The sequence below is a fragment of the Ktedonobacter racemifer DSM 44963 genome, from assembly GCF_000178855.1.
Lineage (GTDB): Bacteria > Chloroflexota > Ktedonobacteria > Ktedonobacterales > Ktedonobacteraceae > Ktedonobacter > Ktedonobacter racemifer.
The window spans coordinates 280,412-304,386 of record NZ_ADVG01000002.1 but is presented as its reverse complement, the minus strand read 5'-3'; the positions used below and the strand labels follow the sequence as shown (position 1 = coordinate 304,386).

Below are 23,975 nucleotides of genomic sequence, written 5' to 3'. Positions count from 1 at the left end.
GCCTCACCACGGTCGAAAGAACCGTGGCTTGCGGCGGGCTAAAGCCCTATCCTGTCATCCTTGTCATCATCTTTGTCCTCGTCCTCATCAGGAATCCAATCAGTATCAATTTTGTCTGGATCATTCCCGTCACCTGTCGTAATTTCAGGTTCCATCGTCGTCTGAGCCATCTGTGGTTGTGTGGGTAATGGGAGTACTTGACGAAAGTGCAGACCAAAGGGTTCTAATAACGCTTCTCTTTCTTGGAAAGCTTGTGTGTGTTGAACCATAGAAATCACCCCTTGTAAATAGAAGAATCTACTACTGGGCTTAGTATATCATATTTTTCTATTAAAGTGATATCAAGATACATGTTATTTTTTAATGAAAAATCTATTGTAGGGTGATTTGGTTTGCGAAGATGTATAAGGGAGGATATCATACCCTCCCCCTTCTCCTAAAAAGGTTGGATTTTGATATTCTCTTCCCCGAGAATCTTTGCCACTTGCTGATGAAGCAGTGGCGTAAAATCAATGGTGTTCTCATGAGGGGTAAGGCGAGCACACCATTCCCCATTACAGACCTCGATTTCGTAGAGATCATGTCCTTTTTCGGCACGACGGAGGCAAGCATGTAGATCCTGCACCTTTATTTTGGCATCGGAGATGGCGATTTCATCTCCTCCCCATGAATGCAGGGTGAACCAGATCAAGTGCCGCTGGCGGTTCATTTCCTTCTCCACAGCCTGAAGAGGTTCAATCTTGCTACAAAGGACATTGACCTCGTCACGCTGCTCTCTGTATTGGGTCTCGCCAGTCAGGAGCACGACCTTGTCTTCCTCGATGTGCTCTTTGAACGTCTCGTAGTCACGAGGAAAGACGGTAACAACCATACCCCCCTGAGCATCTTCAAGGGTGAAGCTGCACATCATGTCACCCTTCTTGGTGCTGAACGCACGAATGTTGGTGATGACACCTCCCAGAGTAATAGTTCCTTTCCCGACCTCCGCTCCTTTTTCCAGCAGTTCCGTTGTGCTATGCGTCACGCGTCCATCAAACAGATGCGCTAAATACGTAAGTGGGTGAGGTGAAATATAGATGCCTATCAGCTCCTTTTCCCAGTCCAGGAGTTGCTTGCGTGATATCTCTGCTGCCTCCACAAGGGAAAAAACAAGCGGAACCGGGGCAGATGCGAGATCTTTAAAGAGACTAAATACTTCTCGTTCTCTGGCCTGGCGCTCTCGTTTGCCGTAGGTAATCGCTGTTTCCACTGAAGCCAGGAGTTGATGACGTTTCCCTTCTCCCTCCAGAGAGTCCAGAGCGCCCGCTTTAATGAGGTTTTCAATGACGCCTTTTCCCACGCCCACGCGAACGCAGAAATCCACGAGTGAGGTAAATGGTCCATTATCCGTGCGCGCACGCAGAATCTCGGTAATTGGCCCCTCACCGATACCTTTGATGGCCAGCAGGCCAAAGCGAATGTTCCCCTCCTCAACAGAGAAGCCCAATTCACTTTTGTTGATATCTGGCCCCAGTACCTTGACGCCCATCTTATGGGCTTCTGCAATGAAGACTGCCACCTGCTTCGAGTCACCGGCATCTGCCGTGAGGGCCGCTGCCATGTACTCTGCTGGATAATTGGCCTTGAGGTAGGCCGTATAGTAGGCGACCACGCCGTAACTTGCGGCATGTGCCTTATTGAAACCGTAACCACCAAAGGGAAGGACTAGTTCAAAGAGCTTTTCCGCCGCCGCAGCCTTCATTCCATTATTGACACACCCCTGAATAAAATCGCCTTTATACCCCTCCACTTCCTCCATCTTCTTTTTACTCAGGGCTTTCCGGAACTTGTTGACTTTACCCCAGGAGAAACCAGCCAGGTTGTTGGCGATCTGAAGCACCTGGTCCTGATAGACGATCACTCCATACGACTCGGCGAGCCATTCCGAAAGGCGAGGGTCAAGATACTCAATCTTTTTGCGTCCATGCTTACAGGCCACAAACTCGGGGATGCTATCCATGGGGCCGGGACGATAGAGAGCCACCATGGCCATGATGTCTTCAATACATGTTGGTTTGAGCTGTTTAAGATACTCGCGCATCTTTGCTGACTCTAGCTGAAAGACTGCAATGGCATCACCACGAGAGAGCATCGCAAATGCTTTCTCCCTGCGCTCACGTAAGACAGGATCAGGTGTGGGGTCAACGGGAATGTGCTCCAGGAGCAATTCCTCACCCTGCGTCCTGGCCACAAAATTGAGCGCCTCCCTGAGCACAGAAAGGTTGGCAAGTCCGAGGAAGTCATACTTGATGAGTCCTAAATTATCTTCTAGCCACTTATGCTCGTAACCACAGACCAGGGGAGTCGTTGGGTCCTTGGGATCTTTGCGCGAAAGAGGCACAATCTCATTGAGCGGCCTGGCCGAGAGAAGGACGCCCGCTGCATGAACGCCAGTTGACCGATTCAGGCCCTCTAACTGACGGGCAAAGTCAATGATTTCGCTAACTTCCCCATTTTGGGTATAGAGCATCCTCAGTTCAGCGACGTCATCAAGCGAGCTTTGGAGCGTCACCTTTGGCCCTGTTGGGATGAGGCGCGTAATCCGCTCTCCAAGATCCGTCTTTCCCAGAGCGCGGGCCACATCTTTGACCGATCCTTTTGCTGCCAGCGTATTGAAGGTCACCATCTGGGCCGTCTTCTCAAGCCCATAGCGCTGCATGGTATAGTTGATGACTTCTTCACGTCTGGAATCAGGGTAATCCATATCAATATCGGGCATGTCATTGCGCTCAGGGTTCATGAAGCGCTCAAAGAGTAAGCCATAGCGCAACGGATCAACATTGGTAATGCCCAGGCAATAGGCAATGAGACTTCCCGCAGCCGATCCCCTGGCCAGACAGGTGATACCATGATCGCGAGCATAGTTGGTCACATCCTGCTGAATCAGAAAGTAGCTCGCAAAGCCTTTCTGCTTGATGATGCTAAACTCGTAATCAATTTGCTCTTGCACACTGGTACTTACCTCCCCAAAGCGCCACCGCGCTCCCTTTAAACAGAGATCGTAGAGGTAGTCATCGGGAGAGGGAAAGCCAGCAGGGATATCAAAGGTTGGTAGCCCTGCCTTCTTCGCTGTCGGATCAATCTGGCAACGTTCGGCAAGTAACACCGTATTGCGCAGAACATCAGGGATATCTGGATAGAGGAGTGCCATCTCCTGCGGGGATTTGAGGAAGTACTCGTCGGAGTCAAATCGGAAACGATCAGGGTCATCGTACCGATTGCCCATTTGAATACAGAGGAAGAGGTCATGCGCATTGGCTTGGTCTTTGTTTACGTAGTGCAAATCATTGGTGAGAATGGCAGGCACATGCATACTCTGATAGATCTGGTAGAGGCCAGTATTGCATGCGTCTTGAGGAGATCCTTTGCCATAGTGCTGTTGGAACTCCAAGTAAAAGTTCTCAGGACCAAAAACATCTTGATACCAGCGGACAGCACGTCGCGCCGAATCCATATCCTGCCTCTCCACCAGGAGTTCTGGAATCTCTCCACCCAGGCAGGATGATGTCGCAATGAGCCCCTCGGCATGATTCTTTAACATCTTCTTGTCAATACGAGGTTTTCCATAGTAGAGGCCCTGTGTAAATCCCAGTGTGGTCAATTTCATCAGGTTCTCATACCCGGCCTGAGTATGAGCGAGAAGCACCAGATGCCAGTAGGCGTTGCTTTTCTTTGGCTTATAATTCACGTCATCCACAAGATAGGCTTCCATACCAATAACTGGATGGATCCCTTGTTTCTGGCACTCCAGATAAAACTCCATGGCACCATACATAGCGCCATGATCAGTTATCGCCAGGTGTTCCATGCCTAATGCTTTGGCTTGTTTGATCAGCGTCGGAATACGACTGAGTCCATCAAGCAAAGAATACTCGGTATGGACATGTAAGTGCGCAAAATCGCTCGCCATACACATCTCCCTCGACAAAATATGTACTGGTATTATAACAAATGATTTATTGCCTTTCTGCAGTTATTAAACGAAGAAATGTGCGGAAGAGAGACTATACATCAAGGATAGGAAAAAGATGATTTCCTACCAGAAATACCTACTTATCCCATCTCGTCCCTCTTTTGCCACCAGAAACATGGTAAACTCAAAGAAGAAAAAGCAAAAATCATGAATAGATTATAAAAAGGCAAAAAGAGAGGCTTGTGGGGTGTCAACAAACAAAAAACACAGAGGGTATGCACGCCTTATAGGAGTATGTATCTCGTTCCTGAAAAAATGTATTACGTCTGTAGTCACCGGCGTCCTGTCTATCATCTCTCACAAGAGCCGAGAAAGGAGCATAACCCAGCTAATGAGACAGTCCCAAACAGCACAATATCGCCAGCAGCTTGTGGAAACCATCGAGGTTTCACTTGGATATCACCTTTCCGCACGTGTTCGCGATGCCTTTCTGACCATTCCTCGTGAAGCCTTTGTAGACCAGTACTATCAGCGACGCAGCAATACGTTAGACTGGGATGTGATCCTTCACCCTACTCTCGAAGAACTCTATCAGGACGATTATTTGGTAACCAGAATCAATGAACGCAAGATGTCAAGCAGTTCGAGCTCACAACCCTCAATTATGGCCGCTCAACTGGAAGCACTCGCACTTGCCCCAGGGCAACGCGTTCTAGAAATCGGGTCAGGAACGGGGTATAACGCAGGTCTTATGGCCCATATGGTGGAACCATTGGGGACAGTGGTCAGCGTTGATATCGCTGAGGATCTGGTGCTGCGCGCGGCAGATCGGCTCCGACACATAGGGATCAACAATGTAGAGACATTTGCTGCCGATGGATATGAGGGATACGCACCGTATGCGCCCTATGATCGGTTGTTAGCAACGTGTGGCGTGACGGCCATTCCTCCGTTTTGGCTTCCGCAACTTCGAGAGGGGGGTATCCTGATCACCAATGTGCTCCTTCCCCTGGCGAGTATCTTTGTGCGTATTAAGAAGGTTGGAAATACCGGTGTTGGGACGTTCCTTCCCATTCGAGCTGGTTATATGCGACTCACTGGCCCCAATAGTAGTCCTCTTGTCCCCAGATTTCATTGGAAAGAGTTGTCGAGCTTACCCAAGAAAACGCTTCAGCTTGAGGAGGATGTTGAAGCGCTCTTAAAACAATCAAACAGCTTTGCCGTTCTGCTCCATTGTTTTTGCCCCACGCTCACAAAAGCCTACTTTCGCCCTTCTCCTGAGCAGGAACAACCCTATGCCCTCTACCTGATTTCGCAGCCGCAACACGAAACCATCGTCTGTGTTCAAAAAGGCTGTCTTACCTGTTATGGGCAAGCAGAGCCCATAGCAAGTGCCATCCAGTCCTGTCTCCAAACTTATCACGACCTGGGCGATCCACAGGTGGAAGAGTATGTCCTCTCACTCAACGAAACAGCTATGACAATCAGCCGAAATGGTCGAGAGTTCTTGTTACCCGGCCTTATGGATACGTCTCTTCTTTCTTGAAATTGGTAAGAAGAGATATCAATGGAGCGAAAGGATCGACCTTATGAGCGAAGCGCACACAGAGGGTTATTTCTTTCTCATCGTACCAGAGGAAAGGGCTTGCCAGGACACACTATGCTCCTTCATCGTTGAACAACGATGAAGGAGCATACCTTGGTGGAAGACTCAAGTCTGCTCTTGGATGAGAAATGTGAGCAATAGAAGATGAACTAGATATATTTTGTTCATCTTCTATTGAGGTAATATGGGCTGAAAAGGCGAAGAGCATCTTTTTGAAGGAGAATTTCCGTTATGACAAAATCAACCGATATCCTTGTTATAGGAGGCGGCGTTATTGGTTGCTCTATCGCCTACTTCTTGCGTAAAAATGGGATAAAGGTATCTGTCGTGGAAAAAGGAAATATTGGAGCTCAAGCATCAGGCGCTGCTGTAGGACTCCTCGCACCAATTCGCCCATTAGCACAGCTCGACGCTTACAAAGCGCTATTACTGGCTGGTATGAGGCGGTTCCCGGCAATTCTCCCCGAGCTAGAAGCAATCACAGGCCTCAGGGTGACCTATGAACAGACAGGCACATTACGCCTTCTACCACTTGAAAAGGTCGCACCTACACAAGCCTGGGTAAGAGAGTGGCAAAACGCTGGCTTTAGCATGCAGCTTCTTTCCAAAGAAGAGCTCTATGCGAATGAGCCTCGGCTTCTTCCAGGTGTAGAGGGCGCAGTCAGTATCAAGGACGAAGCCCAGGTGTCACCATCACAACTGGTACAGGTATTCGCACAAGCAGCACGTGAGTTGGGGGCTCATTTCTATGAGAATACGGAAGTTGTAGAGATACAACGATCTGATAATACTTCCTGTGTTACTGGTGTTCGTACTGCAAAGAACGAGATCATCTCTTGTGGCACACTTATTATTGCGGCGGGAGCCTGGTCAAAAGATATAGGCCACTTGTTGGACGTATCCATTCCTGTACATCCTGTGCGGGGAGAACTCATCGCAGTCAAACAACTGTCACCTCCACTACAGCCTATTCTCTTTGACGAAGGTATTTTTGATGAGGATATCTATCTCGCCCCCAAACCTGATGGCACTATTATCATAGGATCAACCAAAGCTCATGTCGGTTTTGACACTTCTGTTTCCAGTGGAGGGATTTTACATTTACTAACGGTTGCGACACGACTCCTTCCTGATCTTACGACTTCTTCTATTCATCGCACATGGGCGGGTTTACGCCCCAAAACACCCCGCTCAAAACCAATCATAGGTCGTGTTCCACACTGGAACAATGTTCTTGTCGCAAGTGGGCATGGAGGCTTTGGCATCACCTTGAGTATTCTGACAGGTGAGGTTATCACCGAACTCATCGTCACAAACAAAACTCCGAAGAGTATCCTTCCGTTCCTTCCTGAGGAAACATATTAAACGACGAAAACCAAGACTGTGAGCAAGTACTACTGATGAAATATGAGGTAGAGATGCTTTTTGCTGTAGACATTGATAGAACCGTTGCGATAGATCGTAGCGCTTACGCCACCTTTATCAGCCAATCTCTCCATCTCTCCTTTTCGCCAGAGGTTCTCTCATCCATAGGGAGTTTTTGGGAGTTCTGCCAACTTCCTGAAGTTATCGCCTACCGCAGCGCTTCCCTAAACAATGAAAGTTGCTTTCAAGAAGCTTACATACAGGCTAAAACATCTCTCGAGGTTCTTGCTGGACTGCATCCTATTTCCGGTGCAGCCAATGGGGTGTATACTCTCATGCAGTATGGGAAAGTTGCTTACTATACCTCACGCGATCTCACCATGCAGGACACAACGCACGCGTGGTTCGCCCAACACAACTTTCCCCCCGAACGAGAAATTGTTTCTTGCAAGAATTTCTATGTTAAATATATGGCATCATATGCGAACACCAAAGCGACCAATGAACCGGTTATTCTTATTGATGACAATGCGAGTAAATTGATCAGTGCCTGGCCTCGCACTGTCGAGAAGTGGCCTATTCTCGCAGAATATCCTTTACGTCTGACGCTCGTTGCCTTTGGTGTTCCCCTGAATACTCTTCCGCTTCATACTGTTCCCTTTCCCGTGCTCACTTTACCGAGTTGGGAATCTGAACACATACAAGCACTTCTCATGCAAATTCTTGAGGAGAAAATGTCTTTCTAGCAATTTTGTGGTTTAAAATGATCATTACAGCATTTTTGCCAGTTGCGCCCACCTTGTCGTAAATGGCTGCGAATCACTCGTGCTCAAGAGCTGTCGAAGGCTCTGGTTGTTATCGAGATAGTAAGAACGCCATCCCCACAGATTGTTCAATTGTACCCAAGTGTAGACTTTAGCGGTGAGATGAAGCACCTCCATAGGAAGAGGAAACACTTGTTGATAGGCCTCGAGGAAACGCTGACATCGAGAAGGATCAAGGGCAAAAACGTAGTGCAAGGTGCGAAGAATCTCCCAGGCCCGTGGCCCCGAACATGCTTGATCCCAATCAATGATGGCGCTGACCCTCCCATGTGAAAAGAAAAGATTGGTCTCTTGGAAATCACCGTGGAGTGGTTGCCACGGTAAAGCATTCAGCTCAGATACATCCACATCACTGGCAGTAAGAAGATACTGTTTCCGCGCTCGAAGCGCACTAAGCACCCGCTGATCGAGGTCATCAAGAGCTTCCTTGGCAGGAATGACTATTTCAAGCTCTTCAATTTTTGCTATTGTCTGTTCACGATTCACAACGAGAGACAACGGTCGAGTAGTGGGCAGACAATATGAAGAAAGGACCAGGTGTACCTCTGCGAGTGAATGTCCCATTGCGGAAATGATCTCGCCCACATGAGACTGATTTGAATTGAGCATAGCACGTGAAAGTTGCTCACCTTGGGCAAATGGATACAAAGCATAAAAATGTCCATCCCGCTCAAGAAATGTCTCGCAACCTGATGAGATGGGCAAAGGAGCAATAGCGGGAAGATGGTGAGATTGTACATAACGAGCGATAGCATGCTCATTGACAATACGAAATCGTTTCTCTGGAGGATAGCTATATATTCGTAGAACATATTTTGCTTCCCTGGTTGTCAGAAGAAATACATTATGAATGGTGCCAGTCAGTGGCTTTTGCACCGAAACCAGAGGCGGAATATTCCATGTTGCACAGATCTCATCATGATTGAATCCCATAGACTCATTTTCAAAAAGCATCTTTTCCTCTGTTTCTCTCGAGTAAACACTATGGCATCAGGCTTTTTCTGCCTACGAGAACACAACGCGTCTATCGCAGAACCTCATCTTAGAGCATCAGTTCGGCTTATTCACTCGTATTTTTACGTAGGCTCTATCATCATAGGATACATTTCCGGCTGCAACGCCTTTTGTGGAGAGATATTTGCGAAAGAGGAGAGGATCTTCAGCCAGCAGGTCTTGCAACGCTTGCTCAGAAGATGCTACTGTCTCTTTTAATACAGGGTAGCCATCTGAAGCCAGAATAATAGTTGTCGTATCTTCGGGCAAAGGAAGAACACGGATGCCTTCATCAGGGACATGAAAGCCATCAAGTACGGGGAACCAGTACTGACCGGCTGAAGGGTTGTTTTGGAATAGCATTTGCCGCTCTAGGAGCGGCAAAATAAACGCTCGGCCAGTATCCTCCTGACGCAATTGGTCAAGAGATTTCCCCTGAGCAATCTCTGCCTCTAAAAACAACGAGCGAGCCAGGGATGTAATACGGTCTACTTCTTTGGTATTGACAATGTGTTCCTGATTGAGCAGACACTGGCAATCACCAACCAGCCATACCTCTCTCCGAAAAAAGCTCACAGCGATGAAAGAAGCAACCGCACGTTGCACCGGGTCAGCTTGCATGATATCAACGACCTTATGCTGCTCATATAACTGCTGGAGTGCCATCGTCAATTGATCAACAGCCTGACGCGCAGTAACATTAGGCGGAAGCGATGCAAAAGCATTTCGTATGACTGTTGCACCCCTGCGGCCTCCTGTTTGACCATCCCATCTTCTCGGCGTTTTCGAGGTCGCTCCATCAATGACCGCAACAAAATGGGGGCCAGCATAGATGATATCCTCACACTCCTGCTCAATACCCGTTTTTGCTGCGAGAAACCGTTCTTCTACGGTGTATGGGAGTGAGACAACATCCGTTGACGTTTGAATTGAAGAGTGGTCCTCTACCATGCGTAACCTCTCTCAACGTTCCTGCGAGTGAGATATTTTGCCAAACGGGTCGGCCTCAACTCTTAACGTTGTGCGATGATATGAAACGTATGCCAGTGTTTGGGAGTGCCATCGGCAGTCGTACTGTCTCTCTCGCCTTCCCTAAAGACATGGAGAGAAAGGCCTTGGAGGACGGCTCTGGCTTGCCCTTGGGTAAGGAAGGTGAACGACGAACCGGGGGTATTCCATTCGTCGTTCACACCAAAAAAGTGACCGCTGAAAATGCCGCCAGGTCGCAAAGCTTCGCGAAGGCGGGTAAATACCTCCTCAAAGACTGCTGGTTGCTGGAAGGGAAGCGACCACTGGGCGGTAATCAGATCATATGTTGAGGGGACAAAGTCAAACTGCGCAAATGCCGAATGCACCCAATGCACCTGCTCTGGCGGAAATACCGCAAGGTAGGGCAAGGCCTCTTCATCTTTATCGACAGCGGTGACATGAAAACCGTGCTCCACAAGAAACTTCACATCTCGCCCAGCACCACAACCAAGGTCCAGAGCGTATCCCCTCAATGGAAGCAACGCAACAGCTTGTCTGAGGAGCCGCGAAGGTTCATTATCTTTGGTGCGTTCATAGAAGTAGTTAGTAGGAGCCATATCTGCTTCTCCCTCAAGACAGTTGCAAGCGGAAATATGTAAATCGCTCTTAGCACAATACGAGTACTACAAAAGCAGATGTCCTTAAAGCTTCTACTATAGAGAAGTGCTCTCAACACTTGTTTCTTTCACCTGTTTGCCATACACCTTTCACCATGGCTCTTGGTTCTCTGAAGACGAAAGAGTAAGACCTCGGGCTCTCTTCCTTGGGCAACATAACGCTCAGGAAGAGGGCCTTCACAACGCATTCCTACTTTTTCGAGTACCCTGGCAGAGGCCTGGTTTTCTTTCCAGCATCTTGCCTCTAAACACATCAACGATGTTTGCTCAAAACAATAGGCAACAACAACTGTAAGGGCTTCCGTCATATATCCTTGTCCCCAGGCATTACGAGACAAGAGATAGGTCACCTCCGCGCTTGGGACATCATTCCTCCAATTTTTGAGAAAGATGCGCCCAATAAGCTGACGCTGATCGAGTTGTTCGATCCCCCAACAGACCAATTGCCCCTGGTGCTGCTTGAGCAAAAGCGCTCTGACATACGCCTGACAAGCGGCAAGGGTAGCAAAAGGAGCCAGGTTGAAGTAGCGCAACGTTTCAGGATCGGCCATGATGGCAGAGAGCGCTGGCGCATCCTCTGCCTTGAGAGCCCGCAGGTGAAGCCGCAGCGTCATCAAGGGAACTGGCTGAGGAGACGGATTATGCATGTTGTTGAGACATTTCCTGGTGCAAATCGAGCTGCCCCACAAAGGTATTGATGAACACGAAGTCAATAAGACCTCGATTGGTATGCCATATGTCTAAGGGCCTCCCTTCAGAACGCAGCACATCGAGTACCCATTGCTGTACAGAAATCCATCGGCTCGTTGTCATATGCACTCCTTCTGTGTCAGACAACGCTTGCTCTCATAAGCCCTTGGGTTCATCAATTGTTTCTTCCTCACCAAGAGAACACCTATCGAATCAAGAACAAATGGGCGGCCTTGTGTCCATAACTTCTTCAAACGGGTAACATTGCTGACAACAAGGGTGCTGCTTTCGGTTCTTCAGCCCGAGATGAGGGCTTCGTTGCTTCGTGAAATGTTCACCTACAGAAAGAATTCTGTGACAACGAATACATTGTAGCTCTCTTCTTGCTTCAAAGATGGGCTGCTCTACGGTATCAGAACCTCGTGCCAGCCTGCCAGCTACCAAATAAGACATTGGCGGTTGCGTGACTCGGATAGTGCCCTTTAGCTCTTTCGACTTCATAGCAAATTCTACCTTCTCACTTTGGTCAACAAACTCTTCTCGAGAAGTCGGATCTGGTTTATGGTCAAGACGGATGGCCGCTAGATAATGCACTCCCTTTGTTTTCAAGGTGGTCGAAAAGTCTTTCCTTGTTCTTTGCTAGCTGTCTTTTTACCGCCAGGTGTAGTAAGATCTTATCTGATCTTACTCTATTTACAACTTAACAAGCAAGAGGATGCGTATGGATAAAATACTGTTTATTACAGGAAACAAGGAGAAACTCCGTGAGGTCAGGGCATTGATACCAGCAATCCAAGATATCGATATGGAGCTTCCAGAAATTCAGGAGATTGATGCGCACAAGATCATTCTTGCGAAGCTTCTGGAAGCCAAAAAACACCAGTTGAGTTCCTTCATTGTAGAGGATACATCACTGTATCTCGACTCAATGAATGGGCTACCTGGACCATTGGCGAAATGGTTTGAGAAAACCATAGGGATTGAAGGAATCTATGCACTGACTGAAACATTCAAGAACGCGAGAGCGACGGCGAGAGCATTGATTGGCTATGCAGAAGAAAACGGTACTGTTCACTTTTTTGAAGGATCCCTCACTGGAACAGTTGTGGCGCCACGTGGCACTGATGGTTTTGGGTGGGATGCCATATTTCAACCAGATGGGTACGCAAAAACATTCGCTGAGATGTTGCCGGAAGAAAAAGGTCAGTGCAGTATGCGGAAAATAGCCGTAGAAGCTTTGCGGAACTATCTTGCACAAAGAACTACAACAGAGGAGGTCTCCTCTTGAGAGACCTCATAGACTATCATTTATGGCAGCGGAGTTTCTGTTCTTTGAGAAAAGTAGATGTGTTTGAGAAAATGGGTAAAATCTCTCATCTCTTCTTGGTACTCGGCAAGCTTTTGTTGCTGAATATCCAGAGGGGCACACAAGTAAAAATCATGAGATCCCTGGCTTTCCATACGCGTTCGGCTATTGCCTAAGCGGTGGAGTATCAGTCTTCGATCAAACGAGACCACACGGCCTTCGTAGAAACGTGAAAGGTACTGAACTAATGCATCGCGCATAGCACATTGTTGCATCCGTATCTGGATGTTGAGGAGGTGTCTCTCTTCATACTTCTCTTTGAGACGAGTCTGAGCTGCTTCAATCACAGAAAGATTGACTTGTCTCTCTCTGAGTCCATCGACTTCTCGCTGCAATGCATCAACATCATCACTCACCATAATGTATTGCTTGTGTGATTTTCTACTCGTAGGGTTCCTCATTTCGATATCAACCCATGGTAACAAGAGGCCCCTTTCGTCAATATGACCGCCACAAGACATAACTGTGGTAATGCTCAGAGCATTCAAAGCCACAACGGTTTCAAAAATGTCTGTGTCAATTGGCATACCCAATTGATCAGTGACTTTGGTAAATTTGCCAATGAATGCATTCCATTCTTGCATGCGACATTACCATCCCTTGAAAAAAGATAATTTAAATGTTTCTGTATCGAATTGTATTTGATATGTCAATGCGCTTTTAAAATCAGATGGATCAGGGTAATCGCATCCAATTCACCCCGTCCAGAACGCGCAGGAGATCGTCGTTGTTCCAGCCAGCTTTGAGACGCTTGGCTTTGATGCCAACCCGCGACGAGGTTTCCTGGCGCAAAAAGATTGATGTCAGTTATCATATATCCTGCGTGGGTTTATCATATAATCTGCCACGAGGCTCTGTGCTTTGAGCCAACTGCCTCTCACATAATCTGGCGTGACCACATTTTCTTGTATCGAGACATTTATAGTCCATCTATTTTGCGCGCTTCTTTAGCCCAACGCCAATATATGTGCGAGAAGCGCCACGTTACAGTTTTTATGTAACTTCGCTGATGAAAAAGAGAAATCTCTTCCATGCGTACCAAAAACCTTGGGTTCTTTCAGAGAAGGCATCAGGACAAGATGGCAAGATGCGAGAAGTTTTTTTCCTTTTCAACATGCTATACTGATCGAGTGAAGCGTTTGGATGATAACTGTCGCCTGGCAGGCAATCAAGTTGCGAGGCCGAATATCCTGGCAAGGAAGGAGATAAACCTATGACAGACAAAAAGCCCTTCGCGACTATTGACGAATACATTAGTATCTTTCCGGCGGATATCCAGGTCATCCTTGAAAAGGTGAGGCAGGCAATACACAAAGCGGCGCCTGAAGCCGCGGAGACAATGAGCTACGCGATACCTACCTTCGACCTCAATGGCAAACACGTCGTGTTCTTCGCTGGTTGGAAACACCATATTTCCTTGTATCCGCTCCCAGCAGGCGATGAAGCTTTCCAGCAAGCAATAGCGCACTATAAAAGAGCAAAGGGTTCCATACAGTTCCCCTTAGATAAACCGATCCCATACGATTTGGTGGTGCAAATTGTGACCCTCCTCATAAAGGAAACCCCAGAAAAAGGATCATGACCGTTTTCCAGAGTGCGAGATTCAGATGAACGAGCAACAAGGGAGATGCTATGAAGCAAGCCCAGTCAGCCGATGGCACGATCATCGCATACGATCAAATTGGCAATGGACCCGCAGTGATTTTAATAGATGGAGCATTAGGCTCTCGAGCATTTGGATTTATGGTGCCGCTAGCAGCCGGGCTTTCACCACACTTCACGGTAATCACCTATGACCGTAGGGGGCGAGGCGAGAGCACAGATACACAGCCGTTTACCCTTGAGCGCGAAATTGAGGATATCGAAGCTCTCATCAACGAAGCGGGGGGTGAGGCATGCTTATACGGCATCTCCTCCGGCGCTGCCCTGGCTCTGGAGGCAACGCTCAAGCTCGGCGATAAGGTGAAGAAACTGGCCCTCTACGAACCACCATATAACGATGATGAAGCCGCACGACAAGCATTGAGGAATTACAAAAAGCAGCTTGCGGAAGTGCTTGCAGAGGGCCGCAAGGGCGACGCGCTGGGGCTTTTTATGATGCTGGTGGGAATGCCGCCTGAACATCTTGAGGGAGCGCGCCAGCAGCCGATGTGGCCAATGTGGGAAGCCGTAGCCCACACCTTGCCCTATGATGCCGGGGCTCTTGGCGAGGATGGCTCAGTCCCCACCGAGAAAGCCGCCAGGATTCCTGTGCCGACGCTCGTCATGGACGGTTCTGCATCATTCCCCTTCATGAATACCACAGCAGTGGCGCTAGCGAAGGCTCTCCCCAACGGCGAGCATCGTACCTTGGAAGGTCAGACCCACGAAGTCGAGGCAAAAGTCCTTGCTCCCGCGCTGGTGAAATTCTTCGACACGTAACACTGCTATTGATCTTGGCGGATGGGCTTTCTCTCAAATCAGGCCATGAGCCCAACATGCAGGTAATGAGGGCAGTTCATTGGAAGTTCATTCCGCCGGGTGGCAGGTCCACCCGCAGATCGCGCCCTAGGAGGGCGAAACAGTGCTGAGTAAACGCGCCTCGGATTCGTTTTATCAGACCTCCCTCCAACAAGAACTGGAAGCATTGGGCATTATGCACTTGGGCGTCACCGGCTGTAAAACACAGTATTGCATCGATACGATCAGCCGGCGCGCTACCACCCTGGGCTATGATGTCACCCTGGCCAGCGACGCCCACACCACCACCGAGAGCGGCACCCTGGCGGCGGCGCAGATCGTGGCCCATCACAATGAAACGCTGGATGACTTTGGCAACGACGAATACGTGGTTGTGGTCAAGCCGAGCAGCGAGTAAACGGCGTTGGCTCTTTTCCAGGAACTCTCACCAACGTTCATGAGTGAAGAAGAGCCTCATTGGTTCTGGCCTAGACACGCAGGTTCTCAACATATTCATAAGGCAAGTGGCAGGCGGCTATACAACTACCTGCCACTTGTCTTATGAGTCAAAAATAAGATGCGATTGCCCTGGTTAGCTATAAGAGTGTGTTGTAGATTGATGTATAACTATGTTATAATTTCTCTTATGTTATGATCTTTCAGTTACTCAAGTAAAAGCTGTTGTGCCTCTTTCAGCTACAATTAAATCGTAACACCTCATTGTATATATTGATAGGGTTTTCTCATTTTTGGGTCCCTTGACATACATCTTTTTATCTTCAAAATTTGCCTCTTTGACTAACTACATTTAACACCTGGCAGGATGGGGATAATCGATGGCTAAAACACAGCAAGATGTTGTTATTTACAATGAGAAATCCTTCTCAACTGCGCAAAGCCAATTTGAAAAGGATCTGAAAAAACAGCAGCGTGAAGGGTGGAGGTTGGTGAGTGTTACACCGACCAAAAAGCGAGCCTTTGGACGCATTATCCAATTGACTGCAATCTACGAAAGAGATGTGGCGGACGACGGTAGAACATCAACAGCGACCAGAACTCAAGAAAAAGCGCAAGAAGCGGCGATTATCGCTGCAAATAAGGCTAGAGCAAAAGCTGAAAGGCAGGCAAGGTACCAAGAAGCCCAAAGAATTGCCAGAGAGAGGGAACTAGCATACCAAGCTAGCCTTAGCCCTGAACAACTTCAGCAATACCTCAAGCGCAAACGCAGGAAAAATCTTATTATTGCGGCTATAATATTAGGTTCGCTTATTCTGTATTTTGTGGTGGCAGCCAATAATCCTGCCATGCAGGCAAGCATCAACGCGGATCTTACACCAGTGCCAACTGACACACCAGTACCACCTACCCCCACACCTAATCTCAAGACGACACGTGGAGTCGAGGCGTATGTTACGCAGTTATTAGGTTCTGGAATTGGGGGGGCGCAGGTAACCAAAGTGACTTATGACCCAGATCAGAAATCTCTAGAGGTGTATTTCTATCAGGACGCGTTTTGGGATAATGGTTCTGCAAAGACCGAAATTGAATTCGACTGTTTCAATGTACTAAAGGACATCTGGATGGATAACACTCTCAAGGGAATGCTCACCTTTGTGACATTTCACCTTCAATCGAAGCTAACCGATGTTTATGGAAATAGCAGCACTGACGATATTGGACGGGCAACTCTCACAAAAGATACGGCCTCCAAATTCCATTGGGATAACCTATCCGAGCAGGATGCCTGGAATAATCAAATCTACGACGATCAGTGGATGTTGCCAGATATAGCGAAAAGCTAGCGGTTTTTGGACCTACCTCATTCGCTGGGGTAGGCTCTTTTTTGAGAAAGTGCTATGGCATCTTATGCCTCGGACCACCTGCTCACATTGGCATTAAAATCAATCAGCTCAGAGCTAAGAAAAGACGCCCTCCGCTCTTTGGAGACCCAAGATTACCAAAGTTTGGTAATGTGATTATTTATAGAATTGCCTGCGCAAAAAAAGAGCGTTTTGCTAACTCATTGTGGACGTCTTCAGGTATTGCATGTAAAAAGATGCAGTACCTGAAGACGTCTTTCATTGCCTATCTATTAGGAGCGTTTGCGTTTCTCCTGTTGGAGAAGGGTTCTCATTTCCTCTTCGGAAAGGCAATCTGCTGGACGCTCGTTGGCGGGCCATGGCTCCTGTTGCGCGCCATCAAGGGCTGCTTCGGTGACTAGGCGCTGGGTGAAGCCAAAGGGAAAACGGAACGTATCATTATTAATGGTCCAAAGGTGGTAGGGTAGGAAGCGAACGTCCGATTACTTGGATCGCTCGGCATCCCGCCGAGTAGCCGGGAGGCGTTACCGCCTCCAAGCCCTCTAAGAACGACACGTGCAAGTTTCCCTGCATGCCGCTCAAGCCTTTCTAACGCCCCGTGAGGGACGCGGTTTCGAGACGGTTAGCCCTTGACGATGAAGCCGCTCATGACATTCTGGGTGGAGAAGGACGCGATTTCCTGTCTGATCTCTGCCACCGTGACTTCTCCACTCAATATGATGGCTGTGCCATCCTGTGAGCTTCGTAATCTTGCGGTTACAAAGAGGACAGAGGCCGCCTTGTTGTTTCCAGAGGTGAAGCAATGTCCGTTTGCCTTTCAGGTTGTGTACCATCTTTACGTCAAGCCGTTTTTCGAAGTACGTTTCCCATTCAGGATCATAGGGATTGGCTTCGCTCCGAATTTTGATATGCCTTTCAATAGGAATACTGCTCGCCTTTACGAGACGGATTGGTTGCAATGTCCCCTCACGTCCAAAGATTTCTCCTGTGAACACCCAATTCTGCCCCCCAGAGGATTTGAAGTATTTCTTCTTGATCCAGGTGTGAGGCTTGTGTGGGTGCCTTCGTTTCGCCCATTGCCAGAGCGCCTGAAAGATCGCATGATCCACTTTGTTGTAGGTTTTTGAGCTTACCACGTGCCGGTGATAATTGCCCCACCCTCGAATTTTCGGATTGAGTTGGGCAATGAGATTCCCTGCTGTGGCTTGCTTGTTCGCCTTGATAACTTTTCGGATACCCTTCAAAAACGTGTGGATGTTCTTTTTGGAGGGGGTAATCAGCAATTTTCCGTTGTATTTTCGGAGATGCTGTCCGAGAAAATCAAGGCCGTTCTCAATGTGCGTGATGAGCGTTTTCTCTTGGGAGAGTGTGAGCCCGCGTTCCCTCATGAATTGCTCCACGAGCGATTTTACTTCGTTTTCCAAGACCTCTTTCGACTTGCCTGTCACGATAAAATCATCGGCAAAGCGAACAAAATTGATCTTCTCGTTACTTCCTCCGCGAGGATGCTTTGGAAACTTCTTACGAAGCTCCTTTTCAAGACCATTTAAGGTCATGTTGGCGAGGACGGGTGAACAAATTGCCCCTTGAGGTGTACCTTCTTCCGTTACATGGAGAACATCCTTTTCCATGAATCCTGCTTTGAGCCATCTTTGAAGAATTACTTTTTCCATAGGGATATGCGCCAGAAGCCATTCATGCGAGATTTGATCGAAGCACGATTTAATGTCGCCTTCGAGTATCCATTGGGCTGAGTTCTGTCGAGACAGAGCTGAAAAACATTGCTCAATGGCATCTGCCGGAGAGCGTTCTTGACGGAATCCGTAGGAATTGGGGTCACTGGTGACTTCTGCAATGGGGTCCAGAGCCAGCAGGTAGAGAGCTTGCATGGCTCGGTCCCTCATGCAAGGAATCGAGAGTGGGCGCATCTTCCCTGAGCTTTTTGGGATGTACACCCGTCTAAGCGGCTTGGGATGATACCCCCTTTGTCGCAATTCTTGGATGGCTTGCGCTTTCTGACTTGGCATGGTCCAGATTTCTCCGTCCACGCCTGGCGTCTTTCGCCCCTGGTTTTCCGTCACTCGTCGTACAGCAAGTGCTTTGCCGCTAAACGAGCGGGTTAAGATCCGTTGCAAAGCTTTCACCTTGCCCCATTTCTTTGCCTTCGTTGCCTTGACGATACGCATCTGGAGCCGACACACGTTTCGGTGGGCTGTATTCCAATCAATGGAATCCCAGTCTACTTCTTCGTGGGAAACCGCACCAGCATCCATTCCTGTCTGAGCAGGTGTGTTTGCCGCCATCTGCCTTGTTTCCTTTCTCGGTTTGCCAAACTTTCTCGTCATGAAAGACCAGATGGAAGTCTGCCCGCTTTCGCGTGGGGCATCTGCCCCTATCTGCTCCATTACAGAGCAGCTTTTGCTTTTTCCATCTTCCTGTTTCCGCCGTTCTATCGGCTTTCTTTACAGTTGGCTTTCCCGATGTCGGGGGAACGACGGAGTTTCCACGTTCTGCATACATACCCGAATGACGTAGGTCTCGCCTGTTCGCCGGTGGCATTCTGTCTGCGTCAGGACATGAGGGAAATCCCGATCCAGCCACGTCCCTTTTGGGTCAAGCCTCTCAGCACGTTTGGCTTGTTGCCGGTTTACGACGTTTATCAGCGATTCACTTCTCATTGACCATATCATTCACCCTAGCTCCAGACCGCTTTCGTGCTAGCAGTCACGCTTCTTCCTCACGGATGGAGCGCCACTCTCTCGAGTGAGGCTACATTGTCCTAGGAGCTTCACACAACATGGTTGCCCCTGCTGCATGTCCTAGTAGAGTACCGATGGCAGAACATCGGGTTGAGTCCTGTTTCCAGGCTCAACTGCTATGTATGCAACTTCGTGTCGCAACCCTCCGAACCGGACGTAAACCTTTCAGCTTATCCGGCTCTCCATGAAGAATCTGCTTTCATCGGAGTTTTTCTGGCGCGGGTAGTTTTCCTGCTGTCAGGAGTCTGTGGCAGCGCCTACAGAGTACCAAGGTCTTTCGATTCCTGGCAATCATCATTTGCTGCCATGGCTCTTTTCCCTTTTGAATACTCTTGAGCCCTCTGACATGGTGGATCTCAAACGGGCCTTGCATCGTCTCACAATATTCGCATTGTTGCGAGTTCAGCCTCCTGACCAGTTCCGTTGTGTTCATCGCAAAGCTCACACGTGGCAACAGGTCGAGGATTGGCTCCGTGATGCGTGGCATTTTCCATGTCTTTGTTCTAAAGAGCTTTCGGGTACGTGTCTCGCCTTTGACGTGATAATGGACGCCGTGGCTTCCATCCCTCAGTCTCATGCTTCTGGCGATCTGATTTACCGTTTGTTTTCGCTTGGCAGCCAATGTCTTGAATAAACTTACCTGCCATAGTCGGTACGGTTTGTTTATCCGCGTTTTCACATCTTTTGCCAGTGCATAGTAGTTCGCCAGTCCCTGAAGTTCGGCATTGTAGATCGAGATGATTTCCACCTCGCTTAGGTTGGTCTGTTGTGGGCGATGGAGGGCTTTGAACTTCTGGTAGTTCCCGTACCCTTTCTCCGTACAGAATTTTTCCAGTCGTCCTTTGGGGATATGCAATTGCATCTGTTCAGTGACGCTTTTCATCGTCGTGTGGCGCGTGCCACGTTTGAGCTTGATGATCCTGCGTCCTGTGTAGATTTTCAAGGTATATCCCAGGAAGTCCACTCCTTTTTGCGCATGAACTATTGAGGATTTTTCTTCCGCAATGTTCAGCTTCAACTCAGTAGCCACATAGTCTTGTACCTGCTGTTTCATCCGTTCCGCATCCGCCTTCGACCCGGTCACTCCGATGTCGGGTAAGGAAGTCGTATTGCTACGACTCCCTCCCCTTGAAACTGGGCGTGCGCCTCTCAGCGCACCCAGCTTGAGTACATCACGAGCAGCACGACTCCTTCTTCTCTTTTTGCTTTGACCGTTGAGTGGTTGCGCTTTCGTCTTTCAGAAGTTCCTGGTCGTTGTACTTCTGGCAGTCGCGCATCGTTCGTTCGGTCACAGCATGAATGTGCTGATGGCAGAGCAGGTGAACCAGTACCAAGTTGCTGTAGGTATCCTTGCCACCCTGAGATTTTGCGAGGCGATGGTGAACGTGTAGTTCTTCGTCGTTGAAGAGGGATTCCCCACATTCTAAACATCGGCCCTTTTGCCGTTTGGCAAGCTTCTGTTTGGAGAATGTGAGGTCTTTTGCTTTTGCCGCCTGCCTCTTCATCCAGTAGTCCGCTAGACGCGGATCATCTGGTGATGAAGTGCCTTTGACCAGCACATGCCGTTCTATCGGGAACCAGCTAAACTTGAGTAAGTAGGCTCCTGTTTGTTTGTCGCCAAATACCCAGGGGTCCAGTCGATCCAGATGAAATCGGCCCCAGTATTTCTGGTGTCGCCAGTCTTTTGATTTCTTGGGGTGCATGCGTCTGGTATGACGGTCTGCCTTGTAGAACATCCATCGATCCAGGCTGCTGAAGATTTCTTTAGCAACTGCTGTGCGAAAGTAGTTAGCCCATCCTCGAATGACAGGATTTAGCTTTCCCAAGACCACTTGAATATTGGTTCCTTGTACCTTTTTCCAGAGGTCCTTGAGCTTCTTTTGCACATCGTGTATTGATTCTTTGCTGGGTTTGATCAAGAGTTTCCATCCCGTCCGTGAGGTTAGTGGCGCAGGGTAGTGTCGAATGTTAAAGCCCAGAAAAGAAAACCCTTCAGTGAGGTGAACAATGCGCGTCTTTTCCTCTGAGAGTGTTAGACCTCGCTCCTTCAGCCATTCCACCAGGATCTTCTGGACCTGTTCGGCATCTTCCTTGGTTTCACAGAAGCAGACGAAATCATCCGCATACCTCACGACTGCACGTTTACCAATGAGTTGGCCCCGGTAGTCATACTTGACGCCGATGGCTTCTTCCATCCCATGCAACGCAATGTTGGCCAGCACTGGCGACACGACGCCGCCCTGCGGGGTTCCTTGCTCCGTTGCATGAAACGTTCCATGTTCCACATAGCCTGCTTTGAGCCATTGTTTAATGAGTTCCTTTCCAGGAACAGGCCCAAGGGTTTTGAGCAGGTATTCGTGCGAAATGTTGTCAAAGGCCCCTCGTATGTCGGCATCGAGAACCCACTTCTTGGTCTTGTTGGGACGGGCCAAGCCGTAGATCTTCTCGATGGCATCGTGGGAACTTCGTCCTGGACGGAACCCATAGCTACTTCCTTCAAATCTGGCTTCCCAGGCTGGCTCAAGGGCATTCTTGACCATTGCTTGCAGGCAGCGATCCACGACGACGGGGATGCCTAATGGCCTGAGCTTATTGTTCGCTTTTGGGATGTAAACTCTTCTTGCTGGCTTGGCTTGCCAGAGGGTGTAATGAGCGAGCGCATCGACCATCCTTGCTCTGGCGGCTGGTGTTTTGATCACCAGTTTGTCCACTCCCGGCGTGTGTTTCCCAGCGTTGATCTGCGCTACTCGTCGCACGCTCATCAACCGATTCGAGTAGCTTTTCAGCATGAGTTTTTGGAGCGAGCGCACCTTTTTCAGGTTGCCCTCTTGTGTGGCCCGAAAGATGCGGTGTCTCAAGTTACGAACAGTCCGGTTAGCCTTCTGCCAATCAATGGTGTTCCAATCGGTCTGCTTCTCGGTTCCGTTTGCTAGGCACTCTTGTGCTTGCATCTAACTTTTCCCTTGATAAGTATCTTTCACATCGATCTTTGGGTGATGTACCAGGATCACGTCAGCCACCTTTCAGCGTGGGTATTTCTGTTTCCAGCCCTATCTGCCCAGTTATGGATTTCTGTTGCCTTTCGGCTGGCAGTGTTCGCTTCTTGATCCTTCCCTTTCCCACTGGGGAATTCGGCCTTCCTTACGGTTGGCTTACTAGAGCTATCGACCATGATCTAGACCTCATTGGGGTTATCACGTTCCGCATGTGTGAGGCGCAATCGGTGAGGGTGCCCTCTTTACTGCGGGGACTGGGTATCCTTTCCTGTGATTTCGCAGCCCACAGGGACCGTTGTCCCATTCATCATCGTATCAGCCGTTACGATGACCACGACGTCACGCAGCCTCGTCAAGGGTTCACTTGCGTTCATCCTTCCGATTTTCTCCTTGCCCGGTTGCCTCGTTCGGCTCGAAGCTCCCTTAGACGTTACCTCTCGCTTTCCACTTCACCGTTACCAGTGTCGCAGAGAGAGATTGGAGACAGCCCCGGATACTAGGCTGGGAGCGCCTTTGCTCCTCTCAACACAAGCGACATCGTGTCGCACCACGAAGTCATCGGCATATCTACAATAGTAGAGTCGTCGGTAATGTGGATCGAGTGGGTCACCCGCTGGAAGGGGTTTACGTTCTTTTTCAAGTGCCGCAATCTCTCTTTTCGCGGTTGTCAGGTCCAGTTTCTTCTGGTCTACTGCCTTCCTGATGACCTTTATTTTTCTTGAAAGCGCGACGTACTGCTTGTTTGGTGCTCTCTTCTTTCCCTTCATGAATTGGTTACTCATATGTTGCATGAAGCAATCAAGCTCATGAAGGTAGATGTTGGAAAGGACGGGTGAACAAATGCCTCCCTGCGGGGCACCGCTGTACGTCTTATGGAATTTCCAGTCCTCCAGATATCCCGCTTTCAGCAGTTGTCTGATGAGGTCAAGAAACCGAAGGTCTCCGATTTTCTTTGTTAATAGCCTCATGAGAATCTCATGATTCATATTGTCAAAGAAACCCTGTATATCCATATCCACGATCCATTTGATGCCCGTCCAGTCATGCTCAATCTGTTTCAAGGCAGTGAGTGGAGACCGCCCTGGGCGAAATCCATGTGAGTCATTCGAGAAGATTGGCTCATAGATTCGTTCGAGCAAAATCCGTATCACTTCCTGGACTAGCTTGTCATCGCCAGTTGGCATATTCACAGCACACTACCCCCTTTACCAAAGGATCTGTGGAATGGGTAACGGTAACCCATCCCCACCACCCTCTGCACGGGCAGCGCGTCCAGCTCGTCCGCGTGCGACGCGGGCCAGATCCTGACCTCATCATTCGCATGCCCGACGGCTATCACGGAGCCATCGCAGCCAGTTTGACCGACTACGCAGGGCCAGCTGATCCTGATCTCAGTGCAGTTGAACCCCCGTTGCTCTCGATTGAGGGCTTGTGGCAGATCGCGCAATGGGTCAGGCAGCAGAAAGGAGCCCATGAGATATGATAGAGCTATCTGCCTGTCTTGTGGTTTGGGCACAGC

At 48.9% G+C, this 23,975-nt stretch carries 21 protein-coding genes; 9 read left to right on the top strand and 12 right to left on the bottom strand.

Annotation, left to right across the window (positions count from 1 at the left end):
• Window positions 1-38: 38 nt before the first annotated feature.
• Entirely contained in the window at window positions 39-269 is a 231-nt protein-coding gene (locus tag KRAC_RS17735) for a hypothetical protein (protein WP_007909368.1), read from the bottom strand.
• 167 nt (window positions 270-436) lie between these two features.
• Window positions 437-3,949, bottom strand: coding sequence for a DNA polymerase III subunit alpha (dnaE, locus tag KRAC_RS17730; protein ID WP_007909363.1), 3,513 nt, complete (start codon window positions 3,947-3,949; stop codon window positions 437-439).
• Window positions 3,950-4,343: 394 nt separating this feature from the next.
• Between dnaE and KRAC_RS61840 the strand changes: the two genes are divergently transcribed.
• The 3 genes from KRAC_RS61840 to KRAC_RS17715 all read left to right on the top strand — a co-directional run bounded on the left by KRAC_RS61840 (window position 4,344) and on the right by KRAC_RS17715 (window position 7,669).
• On the top strand, window positions 4,344-5,498 hold the full coding sequence (locus tag KRAC_RS61840) for a protein-L-isoaspartate O-methyltransferase family protein (protein ID WP_007909361.1): 1,155 nt from the start codon (window positions 4,344-4,346) through the stop codon (window positions 5,496-5,498).
• Window positions 5,499-5,789: 291 nt separating this feature from the next.
• Window positions 5,790-6,923 (top strand): glycine oxidase ThiO, encoded by a 1,134-nt coding sequence (gene thiO, locus KRAC_RS17720; protein WP_007909359.1) that lies wholly within the window; start codon window positions 5,790-5,792, stop codon window positions 6,921-6,923.
• 35 nt (window positions 6,924-6,958) lie between these two features.
• Complete coding sequence (locus tag KRAC_RS17715; RefSeq protein ID WP_040443800.1) at window positions 6,959-7,669, top strand: hypothetical protein; 711 nt, start codon at window positions 6,959-6,961, stop codon at window positions 7,667-7,669.
• A 24-nt stretch (window positions 7,670-7,693) separates the two neighbouring features.
• On the opposite strand, the gene KRAC_RS17710 is transcribed toward KRAC_RS17715, so the two are convergent.
• The 4 genes from KRAC_RS17710 to KRAC_RS61835 all read right to left on the bottom strand — a co-directional run bounded on the left by KRAC_RS17710 (window position 7,694) and on the right by KRAC_RS61835 (window position 11,033).
• The gene (locus KRAC_RS17710; RefSeq protein ID WP_007909354.1) at window positions 7,694-8,701 is read right to left on the bottom strand and encodes a phosphotransferase enzyme family protein; all 1,008 of its coding nucleotides are present in this window, start codon (window positions 8,699-8,701) and stop codon (window positions 7,694-7,696) included.
• Between the two features lie 96 nt (window positions 8,702-8,797).
• A complete protein-coding gene (locus KRAC_RS17705) occupies window positions 8,798-9,691 on the bottom strand; it encodes a hypothetical protein (protein ID WP_007909353.1) in 894 nt (297 codons plus the stop codon).
• Window positions 9,692-9,753: 62 nt separating this feature from the next.
• Complete coding sequence (locus KRAC_RS17700) at window positions 9,754-10,326, bottom strand: class I SAM-dependent DNA methyltransferase (RefSeq protein WP_007909352.1); 573 nt, start codon at window positions 10,324-10,326, stop codon at window positions 9,754-9,756.
• A 128-nt stretch (window positions 10,327-10,454) separates the two neighbouring features.
• Window positions 10,455-11,033 carry a GNAT family N-acetyltransferase gene (locus tag KRAC_RS61835; protein ID WP_007909350.1) on the bottom strand — a complete coding sequence of 193 codons (579 nt, stop codon included), beginning with the start codon at window positions 11,031-11,033 and terminating at the stop codon, window positions 10,455-10,457.
• A gap of 764 nt (window positions 11,034-11,797) precedes the next feature.
• Here KRAC_RS61835 and KRAC_RS17690 point away from each other — a divergent pair.
• Window positions 11,798-12,364: a non-canonical purine NTP pyrophosphatase gene (locus KRAC_RS17690; protein WP_007909348.1), complete on the top strand. Its 567-nt coding sequence runs from the start codon at window positions 11,798-11,800 to the stop codon at window positions 12,362-12,364.
• Between the two features lie 20 nt (window positions 12,365-12,384).
• On the opposite strand, the gene KRAC_RS17685 is transcribed toward KRAC_RS17690, so the two are convergent.
• A complete protein-coding gene (locus KRAC_RS17685; RefSeq protein WP_007909347.1) occupies window positions 12,385-13,026 on the bottom strand; it encodes a hypothetical protein in 642 nt (213 codons plus the stop codon).
• 629 nt (window positions 13,027-13,655) lie between these two features.
• Between KRAC_RS17685 and KRAC_RS17675 the strand changes: the two genes are divergently transcribed.
• The 4 genes from KRAC_RS17675 to KRAC_RS17660 all read left to right on the top strand — a co-directional run bounded on the left by KRAC_RS17675 (window position 13,656) and on the right by KRAC_RS17660 (window position 16,683).
• On the top strand, window positions 13,656-14,024 hold the full coding sequence (locus tag KRAC_RS17675) for an iron chaperone (protein WP_007909346.1): 369 nt from the start codon (window positions 13,656-13,658) through the stop codon (window positions 14,022-14,024).
• A 50-nt stretch (window positions 14,025-14,074) separates the two neighbouring features.
• Window positions 14,075-14,863: an alpha/beta fold hydrolase gene (locus KRAC_RS17670; protein WP_007909345.1), complete on the top strand. Its 789-nt coding sequence runs from the start codon at window positions 14,075-14,077 to the stop codon at window positions 14,861-14,863.
• Between the two features lie 142 nt (window positions 14,864-15,005).
• The gene (locus KRAC_RS17665; RefSeq protein ID WP_052568358.1) at window positions 15,006-15,299 is read left to right on the top strand and encodes an isochorismatase family protein; all 294 of its coding nucleotides are present in this window, start codon (window positions 15,006-15,008) and stop codon (window positions 15,297-15,299) included.
• A 418-nt stretch (window positions 15,300-15,717) separates the two neighbouring features.
• Window positions 15,718-16,683: a hypothetical protein gene (locus KRAC_RS17660; protein WP_007909344.1), complete on the top strand. Its 966-nt coding sequence runs from the start codon at window positions 15,718-15,720 to the stop codon at window positions 16,681-16,683.
• Between the two features lie 596 nt (window positions 16,684-17,279).
• Here the strand turns inward: KRAC_RS17660 and ltrA (KRAC_RS17650) are convergent.
• The 5 genes from ltrA (KRAC_RS17650) to KRAC_RS17635 form a co-directional block, all read right to left on the bottom strand.
• Window positions 17,280-19,004, bottom strand: a complete 1,725-nt coding sequence (ltrA, locus tag KRAC_RS17650; RefSeq protein WP_007909343.1) for a group II intron reverse transcriptase/maturase — start codon at window positions 19,002-19,004, stop codon at window positions 17,280-17,282.
• A gap of 655 nt (window positions 19,005-19,659) precedes the next feature.
• Entirely contained in the window at window positions 19,660-20,514 is an 855-nt protein-coding gene (locus KRAC_RS17645; RefSeq protein ID WP_052568356.1) for an HNH endonuclease, read from the bottom strand.
• Between the two features lie 118 nt (window positions 20,515-20,632).
• Complete coding sequence (gene ltrA, locus KRAC_RS17640; RefSeq protein WP_007909340.1) at window positions 20,633-22,411, bottom strand: group II intron reverse transcriptase/maturase; 1,779 nt, start codon at window positions 22,409-22,411, stop codon at window positions 20,633-20,635.
• A gap of 287 nt (window positions 22,412-22,698) precedes the next feature.
• A complete protein-coding gene (locus tag KRAC_RS78310; RefSeq protein WP_007909331.1) occupies window positions 22,699-22,830 on the bottom strand; it encodes a hypothetical protein in 132 nt (43 codons plus the stop codon).
• Window positions 22,831-22,911: 81 nt separating this feature from the next.
• Complete coding sequence (locus tag KRAC_RS17635) at window positions 22,912-23,640, bottom strand: reverse transcriptase/maturase family protein (protein ID WP_157506766.1); 729 nt, start codon at window positions 23,638-23,640, stop codon at window positions 22,912-22,914.
• Between the two features lie 35 nt (window positions 23,641-23,675).
• Between KRAC_RS17635 and KRAC_RS17630 the strand changes: the two genes are divergently transcribed.
• The gene (locus tag KRAC_RS17630; RefSeq protein ID WP_040443796.1) at window positions 23,676-23,939 is read left to right on the top strand and encodes a DUF5372 family protein; all 264 of its coding nucleotides are present in this window, start codon (window positions 23,676-23,678) and stop codon (window positions 23,937-23,939) included.
• Window positions 23,940-23,975 lie beyond the last annotated feature (36 nt).